Genomic DNA, 17,133 nt, shown 5'->3' on the forward strand with positions numbered 1-17,133 from the left:
TGACATCAGTCATAATCTGGAAAATACTTAGTATATCTACTGACGCTCGAATAAAAATCAGACAATAAGCTATATAGTACATTCTTCTCTTTTACTAGAAAAGAATATTACTTTTACAAACTATTTTGCAATCTCAAGGGAAATATGACGCAGAAAATCTTGAATTTTGTAGAAGTTCAAAAAGATAATACAAATGGTGTCGATGGGCTTGGTGGTGCTAAATCCCTCACCGTCAGCCCCGATGGAAAATTCCTCTATGCATCTGGATATAGTGGCTCGGCTGTAGCGGTATTTGAGCGGGATACAACCACAGGCAAACTAAGTTTTGTGGAAGTTCAAAAAGATAATACAAATGGTGTTGATGGGCTTGGTGGTGCTAAATCCCTCACCGTCAGCCCCGATGGAAAATTCCTCTATGCTGCTGGATATGATGACTCGGCTGTAGCTGTGTTTGAGCGAGATACAACCACAGGCGCACTAAGTTTTGTAGAAGTTCAACAAGATAATACAAATGGTGTCGATGGACTTGCTGGTGCTGAATCCCTCACCGTCAGTCCCGATGGAAAATTCCTCTATGCTGCTGGATATGATGACTCGGCTGTAGCTGTGTTTGAGCGGGATACAACCACAGGCGCACTAAGTTTTGTAGAAGTTCAACAAGATGATACAAATGGTGTCGATGGACTTGGTGGTGCTGAATCCCTCACAGTCAGCCCCGATGGAAAATTCCTCTATGCTGCTGGATATGATGACTCGGCTGTAGCTGTGTTTGAGCGAGATACAACCACAGGCGCGCTGAGTTTTGTAGAAGTTCAAAAAGATGATACAAATGGCGTCGATGGACTTGCTGGTGCTAAATCTCTCACAGTCAGCCCCGATGGAAAATACCTCTATGCTGCTGGATATGATGACTCTGCTGTAGCTGTGTTTGAGCGGGATACAACCACAGGCAAACTGAGTTTTGTGGAAGTTCAAAAAGATGGTATCAGTAGTGTCGATGGGCTTGGTGGTATCTATTCTGTCACAGTCAGCCCCGATGGAAAATACCTCTATGCTGCTGGATATGATGACTCGGCTGTAGCTGTGTTTGAACGGAATACAACCACAGGCAAACTAAGTTTTGTTGAAGTTCAAAAAGATGATACAGATGGTGTCGATGGACTTGGTGGTGCGGCTTCTGTAACTCTCAGTTCCGATGGCAAATACCTTTATACTGCTGGATATGATGACTCGGCGGTGGCGCTGTTTAGTACGCCTTTCAATGATGCGCCAGAGGTGGCAAATGAAATTCTTGACCAAGAAACCACCGAAGATAGTGTCTTCAATTTCACCTTTCCAGTTGACACCTTTAGCGATGCAGATGTTGAAGATACCCTGACTTACACTGCAACTCTAGAAAATGATGACCTACTGCCTACTTGGTTAAAGTTCGATCCTGCTACCCTTACCTTCAGTGGGACTCCGACAAAAAAGGATGTAGGTAATCTAAACATCAAAGTCACTGCTAAAGATATTGCTGGAGAGGAAGCTAGTGATATATTTACACTTGGAGTTGCCGATAAAAATACTCCTACTACTCTATTCACATTAATTACAGGCGATATCTTTAGTGTCAAGACTAAGCTGAAGACTAAAGGCAATAAAGCAAAAATCTCCATCAAAATTAAAACCAGCACTTTTAAACAGGTGAATGAACTGTGTGTATTTAATGTTGATGATGATGAAGGTAAGATTGATGGCATAGCTCCTGGTGCAGAAGGCTATACAAAAGCTGCTCTTTTACGCTCCAAGGTGATTTTCTTCTCCCTTGCTAATATGCCCAAGGGTTTCAAGCATGACGATGTGAATAACGTCTTAGAATTTGACTCTGATACCAAACTCCGATTCTATAGCGTATCCAACAGTACTACTCAGGCTGTACTGTCTGGAAAAGCCTCTTTTTCAAGTGTCGTTTTTTCCTCAGCCACAAATACCAACACACAAGAGGAAGGGTTTTCTCTCAACTTCCAAGATTTCGCTGTAACGGTTCAGGCAACAAATCAAGAAATATCTTTGGGTACAAATTTGCAAGGCAAAAAGGAAGGCGAACTGATTGATTTACGGGGTGTAGGACAATCGGTAAAGGCTGACTTTAAGGTTTATAGAGAAGCTGCATTGAATAACTTTGTCGGTTTTTATCAGGTGGCTGATGAGAATGGTGGCATTGACACCAATAGCGATGGTAAAGCAGATATTCTCGTTGGACAAGCAGGTTATGCCGAAGCCGCTGTGCGTAAACGTGTTACAGGCGTTGACTTGACGGTAAGCAATCAAGGTTCGGCAACATCTACCAGCACTTTCGGAACTGATTCGCTATTTGCACCTTTTATTATTATCAATGGTAAAGCGGATAAGTTTCTCGATAATAATGCCAATAACGATCCAAAGATTTACTTCTCATTTTTGGGTGCTAACTCAGATAAGCTAGATCACATTCGACTGTTGGGAAATAACACCTTTGGTTTTGAAGATTTAGCCAATGGTGGTGATAAAGATTACAACGATATGATTGTGCAGCTCAATTTGAGTGTCAATCTTGCCTAGAGCGAAGGCGAGTAATTACTTAGAAAAATAATACAACCTCATCCCGGTTGCGGGGTGAGGTTCTTTTCTGTATAGCGATTACATGGACTCATATATGTATAAATGCGATCGCCAATAAAACCTTTGCTCCTAAACCTGTGCATCAGCGTGTTACAGGCATTTTTTGACGGTGAATAACCAAAAGACAGTTAATTACACCGGGACTTTCAAAGCTGATTTTCTGTTTGCGCCATTTATTATTATTGATGATATGGTAATATCGAGCCGAAAGTTTAGGCAGTATATTTACTGAAGTTTACCATTAGCTTTTTATATTTATATTAGGATTCCAATTTAGTTGTTGAAAACATCCTGAGACTGAAAAGCCGATTTTATCAGGATTTTATCTAAAATCTTGTTCAGATATCAAATATGATTCTTATATCAGTTTAATAATTGACTCCTTGGCTATGCCAAAAAAATCCTGCTTCTACGTGATTTCCAGGATATAGCACACAACGGCTGCAACGAAAAAACTATTAATTAATAAGAGTAATTATGTCAGACACCATCTCGATGGCGATCGCAAAAGAGCCAACTCAAGACTTGTATGAGCCAATACCTGCTACTCACTTAGTTTTCATCGACTCACAGGTTGAGAACTACCAAAGTCTGGTAGCAGGTGTATTGCCGAACACCTCTGTTGTAGTCTTAGACCCTGACCAGAATGGCATTGAACAAATTAGCCAAGTGCTGGGAACTCATCGGGAAATCAACAGCCTACACATTGTTTCTCACGGTGCACCAGGGCAAGTTTATCTGGGGAACAGTCAACTCAGCTACCAAACCCTTAACCATTATGCTCGGCAACTCATGGACTGGGCAAATGTTTTGAGTGCAGATGCACAACTGCTGTTGTATGGTTGCGAAGTCGGGCAAACAGAGCAAGGTAAGGCATTTGTACAACGTCTGAGTGAATTGACAGGTGCAGTAGTAGCGGCGTCTGATAACTTAACGGGGAGTACTGCATTAGGTGGTGACTGGGAACTGGAAGTTTCTACGGGGACAATTGTTCCAACTCTGGCATTTCAGCCAGAAGTAATGGCAGTTTACGCTTCAGTACTAACTGCTCCACTCTTGTCCAAGGCGATCGCAGACCAAAAAGCCACCCCAGGTATTCTCTTCAGCTTCGCTGTACCAGATGACATTTTCACCGATCCAGATGTCGGAGATAGCCTTACCTACACTGCAACTCTGGACAACGATACGCCTTTGCCGACAGGGTTGAAGTTCGATGCTGCTACCAAGACTTTCAGTGGTACTCCCGATAATGGGGACGTAGGTAGTCTAAACATCAAAGTTACCGCTAAGGATGTTGGTGGAGAAACAGCCAGTGATGTGTTTAAACTCACTGTTGATACTCCTCCAGTCTTGTCCAAGGCGATCGTAGACCAACAAGCCACTCAAGGTATTCTCTTCACCTTCACTGTACCAGATGACACTTTCACTGACCCAAATGTCGGAGATACCCTTACCTACACTGCAACTCTGCCCGACGATACGCCTTTGCCGACAGGGTTGAAGTTCGATGCTGCTACCAGGACTTTCAGTGGCACTCCTGAAAATGAAGATGTAGGTAGTATAAACATCAAAGTTACCGCTCAAGATTTTGCAGGAGAGCAAGCCAGTGATGTGTTTAAAATCACGATTAATAATGTCAACGATCCTCCAGTCTTAGTAAAAGAAATTGCAGATCAGCAAGTCACTGAAGACACACTCTTTAACTTTACCGTCCCAAATGACACCTTTAGCGATGTGGATGCTGGAGACATCCTCACCTACACTGCAACCCTGGAAAATGATGAGCTACTACCCACTTGGTTGAACTTCAATCCTACTACCTTTACCTTCAGTGGTACTCCTGAGAATGAGGACGTAGGTAGTTTGAATATCAAAGTCACAGCTAAGGATATTGCTGGAGAGGAAGCCAGTGATGTGTTTCAACTTACGGTTGCTGACAATACTCCTCTAGTGACAATTACAGGCGATATCTTTAGTGTCAAGACTAAGCTGAACATTAAAGATGATAAAGCAAAACTCTCAGTCAAGATTAAAAACAACACCTCTAAAGAGGTGAATGAACTAAATGTATTTACTGTTGACGATGAAGAAGGTAGGATTAACGGCATAGCCCCTGGTGCAGAAGGCTATACACAAGCGGCTCTTTTGCGTTCAAAGGTGGTTTTCTCCACTCTTGCCAATTTGCCTAATGGTTTTAATCCCGCCGACCTGAATAACATTTTAGAATTCGACTCTGATACCAAGCTCAGATTTTATCTGGTATCCAACAGTACTACTCAAGCTGTACTGTCTGGAAAAACCCTCTTCTCAAGTGTGCTTTTTTCCTCAGGTACAAATAACAACATAGAAGCTCAAGGATTTTCTCTTAATTTTCAGAATTTGGTAGTGGATATTCAGCCAACCAATCAAGAGGTATCTTTAGGTACTGATCTGCAAGGCGAATATCAAGGCGAACTGATTGATTTACGGAGTGTGACACAATCGGTAACAGCTGAGTTTCAAGTCAACAGAGAGGCATCTTACAATAACTTTGTCGGCTTCTATCAGGTGGCTGATGAAAATGGTGGTATTGACACCAATGGCGATGGCACGGCAGATATTCTCGTTGGCCAGGCTGGCTACGCCGAAGCTGCTGTGCGTGGGCGTGTTGCAGGCATTGACTTGACGGTAGGCAACCAAGGCAGTGCAAATTACACTGGCACTTTTGATCCGAATTCTTTGTTTGCACCATTTATTATTGTGGATGGCAGACCCGATGCGATTCTCAATGGCAATAGCAATAAGAATGTTTACTTCACATTTTTAGGTGCTAATTCAGATCGGGTAGATCACATTCGACTATTGGGAAATAACACCTTTGGTTTTGAGGATTTACCAAATGGTGGTGACAAAGATTACAACGATGTGATTGTGCAGGTCAATTTGAGTGCCAATCTTGCCTAGTATTGAAGGCGAGTAATTACTTAGAAAAATAAAACAACCTCATGCCGCAACCGGGATAAGGTTGTTTTATGCATGGTGATTAAATGGACTCACTATTAATTAAACTAGTAAATTTACTGAAGGCAGTTATTGTCTTTCCTTCATAAATTTAATAGTTGATTCCTCTAGGGTGAAAAAATCTTCCGCTTTACTTTTCAAGTTAATTTTTATTAAATTAAGCTAGCAAAAAAGTGATGGAGAATTATTTCATAATTAGGTATAGGTGATGTTTAACAAGGAAAACTCCTGTTTTTTCGCCATAAATGATATTGTCAATCCCTGTATTCGAGAATTTGTAAAAAATAATTCAGAAATTTAAAGTTTTTTTTATTACATAATTCTTAATTAGGGTATTTACTTAGAAAAGCATCTGTGATATTTTCATGTTGACTATCATAAAGTGAAATATACAGCGCTAAATTTAACAACCACGTTTATGTATTTTGATTTGATGATAAGTATCCATCTTGCATAGTTGCAATAAAGATTGATTTTATTTGTATAAATTATGTAGCGTTAACCAAGTGATAACTTGTCCTCGATCTATTTATAGTATGCTTTATTTTGAAAAACGCATAACAATCGTCCCCGTGTGATATAAATACAGGTCTGCAATTAGACGAACTTGCCCTCTGTGCTTTTACACATTTAAACACCTGAATTCCACAGAAGTCTTGTCAGCGCTGGCATAAAACCAAACACTGCCACTGTTAGTAAAAGAGATACTCCCTAATATTTTCGACTTAATTCCTCACTTTAACTTGTTTTATATGACTTATATTAAGAACACTTTTCCCGAATTTCTCACCACCCTAGAAGGGTTTGAGAAATTGCCAGATGGAGCGATCGCTAATTTATCAGAACAACTGCAAGCCTGGCGCTATCGCATAGGCCAGAAAATCATCGGTAAAGAAAGTCTCCCGGAAAACATCACCATCATTTATGAGGGACAAGTGCGGCTGTTGGGATACGATCCCCAGACGCAATTGCCAATCACCCTAAAATTACTACAACCGGGGGAAATTATCGGTGAAATTGGTTTGTTACGCGATGTCGCCTGTGAAACAGCGATCGCTTCTACCGAAGTAGTATGTTTAACCTTGAGTGCATCGGCATATTTTAGCTTCCTAGCTTCATACCCAGCTTTTGCCGAAGCTCGGAAGAACCGCATTTATTTGGTAGAAGTTTTCGATATTCTCGCTTCCTATTGGCAAAAGCAAGCGATCGCCACTTTAAATTTCAGAGAATTGGCAGAAAAAGCCTTACCCCAAGCGAAAGTACATTATCTACCTTCAGGAAAAACTCCATTTAACCAACTGGATAGCAAAAGCGTTTGGTTTGTGAGTGGCGGTGGTACAGTCACGAATTTCTCACCTAGCGATCGCCTAGAACCAGACGATGACAGAGACAAAATTCAGGTCATCGGTCAAAACCCCGCACGGTTGCTTGGTATACATCCGTCAGATTTGATCTTAGAAGATAGTCATGAGATAGAACTTGCAATAACTGAAACTAGAGTAGATAGAGATAGCGCTGACGACCTAGATATTATTCCCTACGCATCAGATGAAATAGTTCCACAACCAGCCCCCCAAAACTCAAAGAACGCGTCAAAACAAAAATACCCATTTTTTGGCGGTAAAGGAGAACTAAATTCAGCCTTCGCCTGCTTCCAAATGATCGCGAAGCACCTAGAAATGCCGTTTCGTCGCGAGGTGGTTCGCCGCATCTTAACTGAGCAAATCAAACGTCAAGGGACTATATCGTTTCAAGTTACTGCTTACCTGGCAGAGTTAATTGGACTGAAGGCGCAGTTGATAGAGTTACCAGTCGCTTCAGTCACGCGCATTCCGACACCTGCGCTGATTCGCTACGGTGATAATTTTGCCGTTTTATATGAAGTAAATGCCAATACCGTGGTTGTGGGTGTTCCATCCAAAGGAATTGTGCGCTGCAAACCCGCTCAATTGATTGAACAATTAGATGTCGATCCAACTGACTTTCCGCCCAAAGTTCGGGTATTACTGCTGACTGCGACGAACCAAACACCCCAAGAACGTTTTAGTTTACGGTGGTTTCTGCCCTACTTGTCAAAGCACCGTCGAGTCCTAATAGAGGTCTTTATCGCTTCCTTTTTCGTGCAGTTGGCAGCGTTGGCAAATCCTTTAGTCGTTCAGTTAATTATCGACAAAGTTATCACTCAAAATAGTATTGGTACACTACATATTTTGGGGGTTTTGCTATTAGTAGTCGGGCTATTTGAAGCAGTATTGACTACCTTACGAACCTACTTATTTGTCGATACCACTAACCGGATCGATATGGGTTTAGGGTCACAAATTATTGACCACTTACTACGTTTACCACTGCGCTACTTTGAACGCCGACCGGTGGGCGAACTTTCCACTCGCATTAACGAACTAGAAAATATCCGCCAATTCTTGACTGGTACTGCTTTAACAGTCGGATTAGATGCTTTGTTTTCGCTGGTCTATATCGGTGTAATGCTGATTTACAGTTGGCAACTCACCTTAGTAGGCTTAAGCACAATTCCAATATTTGTGATTATCACTTTAGTTGCTTCTCCCACCATTAGCAGACAGTTACGTGGTAAAGCCGAACGCAACGCCGAAACTCAATCTTATTTAGTAGAGGTGATGTCAGGAATTCAAACAGTAAAAGCGCAAAATATCGAATTGCGATCGCGCTTTTCCTGGCAAGAACGTTACGCCCGATTTGTCGCTGCTGGTTTTAAAACAGTTGTGACTTCTACCCTCGCTAACTCTACCAGCAACTTTCTCAACAAACTCAGCAGCTTACTAGTTTTGTGGGTAGGAGCTTATTTAGTACTGCAACAAGAATTAACTTTAGGCGAATTAATTGCCTTTAGGATTATATCGGGTTACGTCACCAGCCCAATATTACGTTTAGCTCAACTCTGGCAAAGCTTCCAAGAAACTGCCTTGTCTCTAGAGCGTTTGAGCGATATTGTCGATACCCCACAAGAAGGAGAAACAGACCGCTACAATATACCCTTACCTACGATTAAGGGAGCAGTGAAATATGAAAATGTTTCCTTCCGTTTTGGCACAAGCGGCCCTCTGCAACTTTCTAATGTCAACCTCGAATTTGAGCCAGGTAAATTTATCGGCATTGTCGGGCAAAGTGGGTCTGGTAAAAGTACGATGATGAAATTACTGCTGAGACTTTACGAAACGGAGTCCGGCAGAATTTTGATTGATGGTTATGATATCGCCAAAGTGGAACTTTATTCGTTGCGACGACAAATTGGCGTAGTTCCCCAAGAAACATTATTGTTTGACGGCAGCGTTCAAGAAAATATTGCCCTAACCAATCCCGATGCCACAACCGAAGAAATTATCGAAGCGGCTCAGGTTGCGTGCGCCCACGAGTTTATCATGAACTTACCAAACGGTTACAACACGCGGGTGGGAGAACGGGGTTCTGCACTTTCAGGTGGACAACGACAAAGAATTGCGATCGCTCGTTCAGTTTTACAACGACCAAAATTATTAGTTTTAGATGAGGCAACTAGTGCATTAGATTATCCCACAGAACGGCAAATATGTCTCAACTTAGCCAAAGCATTCAAGGGCGATACAGTATTTTTTATTACCCACCGACTGAATACTGTCAGTAATGCAGATATGATTGTTGTGATGGATAATAGCAGAGTTATAGAACAAGGTAGCCATCAAGAATTAATGGCTACTAAGGGTCATTATTATTACCTGTATCAGCAACAAGATGTAAACTTGTAATTAGTCATTCTTGAGGGCAAAGGTTTTTGGCATCGGGAAACATTGCCCAACCCACAAAAAATTCAAAATCCAAAACCCAAAATCGTTATGACTCAACTTAATGGGAATCACCTCAACGGCAATCACAAAAATGGAGTGAAGCACGATTCACAGATACTGACAAAACAACAAAAAGCTGCTCAAGAGTCTTTAACTAGCTTAAACAATCTGGAATTTGAGCAATCTATTGTCTTGCGCCAATCTCCCATTTGGTCGCGTACAATCATGATTACACTAGTGGGGCTAGCCTGCTTTGGTATTGGTTGGACTTATTTTGCAAAAATTGAGCAAGTAGTGCCAGCAACCGGGCAATTAAAACCCCAAGGAACAGTCAAAGAAGTTCAAGCTCCTGTGAGTGGAGTGGTGAAAACAGTTAATGTAAAAGATGGACAAGAAGTGAAGCCAGGTGATTTACTGCTAACTTTTGATTCCATAGCCTCTGTTGCCGAATTAAATTCTTTGAATAAAATTCGCCTTGCATTAATGAAAGAAAATCAAATTTATCGGCGATTGATGAATGCAAGTACTGCCAATGGCTCGGAAATGTTATATTTGCGCAGTAACTTGCCACAAGAAACTGCTTTTCTGTTGAAAAGTCGGGCAGCATTAGTAGCAGAAAATGAATTATTCCGCACTCAATTAAAAAATTCTGGTCAAGATTCTAGAGTAGGGATTGATGAACAACAACTTCTACGAGTTGCCAAACAAGAATTAGACTCTCGGTCTTCCGCAGCGCGATTAGAAGTAGAAAAGACAAAAAAACAACTGATTCAAAATCAAATTAAGCTAGAAGATAGTAAATCAAGTTTAGCCATTCAAGAGGGGATTTTAAATAAGCTGAAGATATTAGCAGAAGAAGGTGGAATTTCTCAACTTCAGTATCTCAATCAGCAACAAGAAGTTCAAAACCGCACGGCAGAAGTAGCGCAACTAGGTGAAGAACTAAAACGCCTCCAGTTTGATATAGAAAAAGGACAACAAGAGTTAAGCAATACGGTGGCTGTTTCTGATAAAAACATTTTGGATAAGATAGCCCAGAACAAACAGCAGATTGCTACAATCGATAGCCAATTCATGAAAGTTGTGCTGGAAAATGAGCAGCGTTTGGCAGATGTCAATAGTAAAATATCTCAATCACAGTTAAACGTTAAATATCAAGAACTCCGCGCACCTGTAGCTGGAACAATTTTTGATTTGCAAGCAAAAAATCCCGGATTTGTCGCAACTCCAACTACAAAACTGTTGCAAATTGTCCCCAAAGAAAACTATATTGCTGAAGTTTTTATCACTAACAAAGATATTGGATTTGTGCGAAAAGGTATGAAAGTAGATGTCAGAATTGACTCCTTTCCTTACAGCGAGTTTGGCGATATTAAGGGAAAAGTGACTGAGATAGCTTCAGACGCATTACCGCCAGACCAAACCCATCAGTTTTACAGGTTTCCGGCAAAAGTCTCATTAGACAAACAATCCCTAGTGATTAAGGATAAAAAAGTTAACTTGCAATCAGGTATGTCTATCAGTGCCAATATAAAAGTGCGCGAAGAACGGACTGTGCTTAGTTTATTCACTGAAATGTTTACCAAGCAAGTTGATGCTCTTAAACAGGTACGATGAAGAGGGTAAAGTTAAAAAATCGCAGTGACTTCACAAGGAGAGTTGCTGCTTTACTAAGTACTAATGTACTAAGTAATTTTTCCTCTCTCAGCACTCAATACTCTTGATGATGGTTAATTCTCAACGCATCGAACCCGCTCCCGGACAAGAATCAGTTTGGGATTATCCCCGTCCTCCTCTTTTGGAGGACACAACCAAACATATCCAAATAATCTTTAACGGAGTAGTAATTGTAGATACTCACAGCGCCAAACGTGTTTTAGAAACCAGTCATCCTCCTTCTTACTACATTCCCCCAGCGGATATCAAAATGGAATATCTACAGATGACTCCGCAATCTAGCTTTTGTGAGTGGAAAGGAAGTGCTGGTTACTACACAATCCGAGTTGGTGATAAACAAGTCCATAATGCTGCTTGGTTCTACCCCAAACCCACACCAGCCTTTGAATCTATCAAGGACTATGTAGCTTTTTATGCTCATTTAATGGATAAATGCTACGTTAATGACGAAGAGGTTCAACCACAACCAGGTAACTTCTATGGCGGTTGGATAACCAGTGATATTGTTGGGCCATTTAAAGGCGCTCCTGGTACTTGGGGATGGTGAGTCAATTTTGGATTTTAGATTTTGGACTTGTCGTAAGGTTCAGTCTAACGATTTTAAATTTTAAATAATAAAATCTATCAATGTAGGTTGGGTTGAACGGCAGTTCAACCCAACTTACTACTAATAAACTGAGTTTTTCGGATTACTAAATTGATGTTCTGGCTACCTAGAAGCTTTTCTTTCAAACATCAAATACGTGCCTCCTAATCCTTCCACAATTGTGCGTGTATTGGCAATCATCATTTTCTGATAAGTGTCCGCGTCGCTTCCTGGTTCACCAAGTCCCTCAGCGTACAGCTTTCTGTCAGAAATGTTCACTTCAGCTTCTGTGGCTACAGATTGAATCAAATTAGGATTAATTTCCACTTCAGCAAAAATTGTTGATACTTTAGCCCGTTTGATGTTTGTAGCTAACTTATTGACTCGTTCGGTTGTCAGCTTTTCTTTAGTACTAATACTTTGCAATCCTCCTGTCAATGAAATACGGTATGCTTTGGCGTAATAACTCAGTGCATCAGAGGTTGTAACCAACTTACGTTCTTTGGTAGGAATACTGGCAATTCTTGACTTAATCCAGCTATCTAGTTGAGTAAGTTCATTGGTAATTTTTTTAGTATTACTGCTATAAGCCTCTGCATCACTAGATTGTAATTTTCTCAAATTACTATTAATTACCTCCACCATTCTGATAGCATTTTTGGTATTGTGCCAAACATGAGGATCGGTTACATTCTTACCATCTACCTGAAATTTTTGTGGCTTAGGTACTGCCAGTTGAGCGACGGCTATTTTTGGTGTAGGGTTTTTAGTCGCTTTAATTAACTCGATCAGATTTGGTTCCAAATTGTAACCATTATAAAGAATAAGATTAGCTTGTTCAATGGCTTTACGATCTTCCGGTTTTGGTTTATAAAATTGGGGGTTGGTAGAAGGGGAAATTAAGCAGGTGAGGTTAACTGTATTTCCAGCAACCTGCCTGGTTAAGTCACACAGTACGCTTGTAGTCGCTACAACTTGGGGAAGATTCTCATTTATCTGGGTGTTAGTCTGAGTGAATGTAGTTCTTACAGCTTGATTTCCACACCCAACAAATCCAATTGTCAAAGCAGCAAGAATAGTTGGGAAGAAATTATTCAATGGTGATTTTTTTGACATCCTCAACTCCTACTGGATGTATAAAAAAAGATAATCATTATTGGTAAAGTATTAGTAAAATACCAAAGGAAAGTCTTCAGCGGGGAAGAGATTAAGGGCTGAGGGGAAAGCCTTCGGCAAAGAAAGGGGTAAAGGTTAAGGGAAGAGGAATTAATAGACTTTCTCCTTTATCACTTATCTGTTTCCCAAGTCCACACCCAGCAATTTTTGGTTGGCGATGATCTACTAGTGAGGTTTTTACAGGCAAAATATTAGTTAACTGCACACGACAGACTGGAAAACAGGTAAAGGTAGGAGCACAATAATAAAGGCAATGCTGGGGAGTCTCCAAGGAGTGTAGTGTAGTTCTCTCACCATCTGTTGAAGGGTCTATACCATTGTGCTTACATCCCACAAAGCTCGCAAATTGACTAGGATTATCAGGTTAAGGAGTGGGAAGTAGTAATGATGGGGCTTATGGAGCATACGGGTTGATTTCGCAAACCGAGTTGTGAATCTAAGGCAATTGTAGCTGTGGTTTTGCGAGGTGTAGACATATCATTGTTACAAAATTGGCAAATTGGCGATTTTTTAGCTATCAGCCTTTGTTAGACTAATTTTCACGTAGTCAAGTCTTTCAATATCGCTTAGAGCATTATCTAACTACTTTTTATTGTCAGAATCCAGGATGTACTTTGTGCCATCAATTTTATCCTCTAGTTTCTTCATCATTAAATAAGAGCGAAATCAAGTATATAGAACAATTCCTCAAAGCTAATATTGGTCAAGATAAACAATGGTAATTTTAGTTGTCATAATTAACACCCTGATTTCACTGGTACTACTCTATGTGGCTTGGCGGGTGTGGCAACTTAAGCAGCAGTTAGCATATATAGCAGATAGGTTAACCGCCTATGAAAGTTGTACTAATGCAGCACTGAATAAAGCACCCGAAAATATTTATCTCAGCCAACAGAATATTTATAACTTACGGCAGAGAAATCAAGCACTACAAATACAAATTCAACAAGTGCGGCAAATTATCAGTCTACTTTTGCTAGGACGGCAAATCTGGCAGCGTTATTTTCTGAAGCTAGAGTTAATATCTCGGAAAAGAACAGTTGCAAAATGAGTTATGTCAGATTCACACGAACATTTATTGAAAGCGGCGGGAAACTCTATCCCGCAAGTGGCGTGGAGAGGAATAGCCGCCCCGCCGCTTGGGGCATTGGGCATTGGGCATTGAAGACTCTTCCCCATGCCCCATGCCCAAAAACTCCATCCCGCAAGTGGTGTGGAGTTTTAAATTATAAGTAATTAATAGTTTTGATATTAATGAATAAAAGCAACATTTCTGGCTGATATTTTGTCACCATAGATTAACTGAATAAAATCGGTTGAGTCTTACAAGGAGAGAAAACCCACCTAAAATGGGTGTAAGGAGAGAAACAATAACATGTCTAATAACCGTTCTGGAGTATTTTTTGGCGGTTTGATGCTGGGAGCTACAATCGGTGCTTTGACTGGTTTACTCGTGGCTCCACGCACAGGGCGCGAAACGCGTAAAATTTTGAAAAAATCTGCTAATGCTATCCCAGAATTGGCAGAAGATTTATCAATGAGTGTGCAAATTCAGGCAGATCGTCTCTCTGCTAGCGCACTGCGAAACTGGGATGAGACTTTAGATCGATTACGGGAAGCGATCGCAGCAGGTGTAGATGCCAGCCAGCGAGAAAGCCAAGTCTTGAAGCGACAAACATCTGTTGAAGACTCAGATTCGCTTCCCCAGCCATTAGAACGCTCATAAATGACATAACCGTGATTGAACCCCTGTTTTGGTTGGGACTTTCCTTACTTTTAGTCGCTACAAGCTTGACTGCGGTTTTAGTGGCGGCGATACCGGCTTTGCAGGAGTTAGCACGCGCGGCTCGCAGTGCAGAAAAGCTATTTGATACTCTCTCGCGGGAGTTACCACCCACTCTAGAAGCTATCCGCGTGACTGGCTTAGAAATCACTGACTTAACTGATGATGTCAGTGAGGGCGTAAAAAGTGCTAGTCAAGTCGCGAAGCAAGTTGACCAAAGTCTTGATACTGCAAGAAAACAGGCTCAAAATCTGCAAGTAGGTACGCGCAGCATTTTTATTGGCGCGAAAGCTGCTTGGAAAAACTTCACGCGCCAAAAACCCGTAAGGCGGACGAGCGATCGCTTACCAACCAATGAAAAACCACCACTAACGTTGCGAGAACGAGAAGTGTTAAGGCAAGAAAATCGCCGAATCAAAGCAGAAGTGTACCGCGCTAATGACGGTTATAACGATGCCACTAGCTGGGAAAACAATTTTGATGACGAAGATTGAATTAGGGCATAGGGCATAGGGCATTGGGCATAGGGCATTAGGCATTGGTATTTGAAAACTTTTTCCTAGTCCCTAGAGCGTGTTTTCAAACCCCAAATTAGACTTAATTGTAGGTTGGGTTTTGTTCCTCAACCCAACATTGACATTGTTTTGTTGGGTTGCTCTTCCCTACAGGGACACTACGCGAACGATTAACCGAATCTACGTTTCCTGCCCCATGCCCAATACTCAAAAACCTTTTGCTTTGATCCCCTAGATTAGAGTAAAGTAAACAAGTGTAAAGGACTATCATTTTTCTAGTACTCTTTTAAAACAACTTGTTCGCTTTTACCGTTAATATTTGTATAAAAACGTCCATGCAATCTTGTTTTTGGCGACGAATTCTAGTATCTATTGCAGTATTTTTCCTGGCTGGGTCAATTTGGGTGATGCATTCTCCCCCAGCATTGGCTTATGACAATCCTGAGTTACTTCCTGACACCTTTACCCCAGTTGTAGATTTAGCTAAATCTCTGCCTGTACTGCAAGAAGAAAAGCTTGTCAAAGATTTAGAGCAGTTTGAAGCCGATACAGGCTGGAAATTGCGAGTCTTAACCCAATATGACCGCACCCCAGGTCGCGCGGTGATCAAATATTGGGGTTTGGATGACAAAAGTATTCTACTCGTTGCCGATTCTCGTGGCGGTAACATCCTCAGTTTTAGCGTCGGCGATGCTGTTTATAAACTTTTACCCCGGACTTTTTGGATAGAACTGCAAACTCGCTTCGGTAATTTGTATTTTGTCCGCGAACAAGGCGAAGACCAAGCCATTCTACAAGCCTTAGAATCCGTTAAAGGCTGTTTGCTCAAAGGGGGTTGTAATGTTGTCCCCGGACTACCACGAGAGCAGTGGATTCTCACCTTGATTACCTCAATTATTGGTGGGGTGATTTGTGGATTTGCAGCTCAACCCCGCCAAAAAGGACAAGTTTTTGCTTGGCAATGGGCTTTAATTTTCTCACCTTTATGGGGAATCTTGTTTATTGCCTTCGGCATTGGGCCCGTTGTGACACGTACAAGCGACTGGTTGCCTTTAGTTCGCAATATCTCTGGGTTTCTCATTGGCGTCTTGGTTGCCTACCTATCTCCTATTTTCAGCCGGTCTTCTTCTAGTAATGAGTTATGAGTGAGTAGTTAGGAATGAGTAGTTTAATTAACTTATAACTCTTAACTCCTAACTCTTAACTCTCTGAAGCTGATAAGCTGAAAGCTAATATTTGAGAAGCTCAACAAAAATGGAATGGCACGTAACTGATGCTCAAAGTTTAGCAATCATTGATAGTGAAATTGGCGATCATGTCTTTTCACCCGCAGAGTATGAGATTGTGCGTCGGGTAATCTACGCCACGGCTGACTTTGAGTATAAGTCTTTGATTCGCTTTTCTGAGCGTGCCTTGCAAGCTGGAGCAGCAGCGCTAGCCGCACGTACCACGATTGTGGTAGATGTCCCGATGGTACAAGTAGGTATTGCCTACGATATTCAAAATACCTTTGCGAATCCAGTGTATTGCAGCATGGAAGCTCTCACACGCCCTCAAAAAGAAAAGACTCGCGCAGCATGGGGAATAGAAACCTTAGCAAAGCGTTATCCAGAGGGAATTTTTGTGGTGGGTCAAGCACAAACGGCCCTGACTGCACTGCTGGATTTAATTGAACTTGAGGAAATTAGACCTGCTTTAACGATCGCAACTCCAGTGGGATTTGTAAATGTTGATGAAGCTAAGGAGCGTTTACAAGACTCTCTAGTACCTCACATTATAATTGACGGCCGCAAAGGAAATGCAGTTGTAGCAGCTGCGATCGTTGATGGGTTGGTAGACTTAGCTTGGCAAGCCTATGGACAAGATGGAAATCGGGGGAGCTAGGAAAGTCGACTCTATTATTATATTTTGTATCCAAAAGAGTATTCATCAATCATTGAATATCCTGAT

Annotated in this window: 11 protein-coding genes; 10 read left to right on the plus strand and 1 reads right to left on the minus strand. The window is 41.4% G+C overall.

What is annotated here, in order from left to right:
• Positions 1–144 precede the first annotated feature (144 nt).
• The 5 genes from RMX89_RS00780 to RMX89_RS00800 all read left to right on the plus strand — a co-directional run bounded on the left by RMX89_RS00780 (position 145) and on the right by RMX89_RS00800 (position 11,670).
• Positions 145–2,583 carry a beta-propeller fold lactonase family protein gene (locus tag RMX89_RS00780; RefSeq protein WP_322687582.1) on the plus strand — a complete coding sequence of 813 codons (2,439 nt, stop codon included), beginning with the start codon at positions 145–147 and terminating at the stop codon, positions 2,581–2,583.
• Positions 2,584–3,120: 537 nt separating this feature from the next.
• Positions 3,121–5,586, plus strand: coding sequence for a putative Ig domain-containing protein (locus RMX89_RS00785; protein ID WP_322687583.1), 2,466 nt, complete (start codon positions 3,121–3,123; stop codon positions 5,584–5,586).
• A gap of 809 nt (positions 5,587–6,395) precedes the next feature.
• Positions 6,396–9,407: a peptidase domain-containing ABC transporter gene (locus RMX89_RS00790; RefSeq protein ID WP_322687584.1), complete on the plus strand. Its 3,012-nt coding sequence runs from the start codon at positions 6,396–6,398 to the stop codon at positions 9,405–9,407.
• A gap of 87 nt (positions 9,408–9,494) precedes the next feature.
• Positions 9,495–11,063, plus strand: a complete 1,569-nt coding sequence (locus RMX89_RS00795) for an HlyD family efflux transporter periplasmic adaptor subunit (protein WP_322687585.1) — start codon at positions 9,495–9,497, stop codon at positions 11,061–11,063.
• A 109-nt stretch (positions 11,064–11,172) separates the two neighbouring features.
• Positions 11,173–11,670, plus strand: a complete 498-nt coding sequence (locus RMX89_RS00800) for a DUF427 domain-containing protein (protein WP_322687611.1) — start codon at positions 11,173–11,175, stop codon at positions 11,668–11,670.
• Between the two features lie 162 nt (positions 11,671–11,832).
• Here RMX89_RS00800 and RMX89_RS00805 read toward each other — a convergent pair whose 3' ends face one another.
• Positions 11,833–12,825, minus strand: a complete 993-nt coding sequence (locus tag RMX89_RS00805; RefSeq protein WP_322683115.1) for a metal ABC transporter solute-binding protein, Zn/Mn family — start codon at positions 12,823–12,825, stop codon at positions 11,833–11,835.
• 775 nt (positions 12,826–13,600) lie between these two features.
• Here RMX89_RS00805 and RMX89_RS00810 point away from each other — a divergent pair.
• The 5 genes from RMX89_RS00810 (at position 13,601) to RMX89_RS00830 (ending at position 17,067) form a co-directional block, all read left to right on the plus strand.
• On the plus strand, positions 13,601–13,936 hold the full coding sequence (locus tag RMX89_RS00810; protein WP_322673525.1) for a hypothetical protein: 336 nt from the start codon (positions 13,601–13,603) through the stop codon (positions 13,934–13,936).
• 324 nt (positions 13,937–14,260) lie between these two features.
• On the plus strand, positions 14,261–14,611 hold the full coding sequence (locus tag RMX89_RS00815) for a YtxH domain-containing protein (RefSeq protein ID WP_099101749.1): 351 nt from the start codon (positions 14,261–14,263) through the stop codon (positions 14,609–14,611).
• Positions 14,612–14,622: 11 nt separating this feature from the next.
• On the plus strand, positions 14,623–15,162 hold the full coding sequence (locus tag RMX89_RS00820) for a DUF948 domain-containing protein (protein ID WP_322673524.1): 540 nt from the start codon (positions 14,623–14,625) through the stop codon (positions 15,160–15,162).
• Between the two features lie 356 nt (positions 15,163–15,518).
• Complete coding sequence (locus RMX89_RS00825; RefSeq protein ID WP_322687586.1) at positions 15,519–16,328, plus strand: TPM domain-containing protein; 810 nt, start codon at positions 15,519–15,521, stop codon at positions 16,326–16,328.
• Positions 16,329–16,437: 109 nt separating this feature from the next.
• Positions 16,438–17,067 (plus strand): precorrin-8X methylmutase, encoded by a 630-nt coding sequence (locus RMX89_RS00830; RefSeq protein WP_322673522.1) that lies wholly within the window; start codon positions 16,438–16,440, stop codon positions 17,065–17,067.
• Positions 17,068–17,133 lie beyond the last annotated feature (66 nt).

This window comes from Nostoc sp. DedSLP04, assembly GCF_034530775.1.
Lineage (GTDB): Bacteria > Cyanobacteriota > Cyanobacteriia > Cyanobacteriales > Nostocaceae > Nostoc.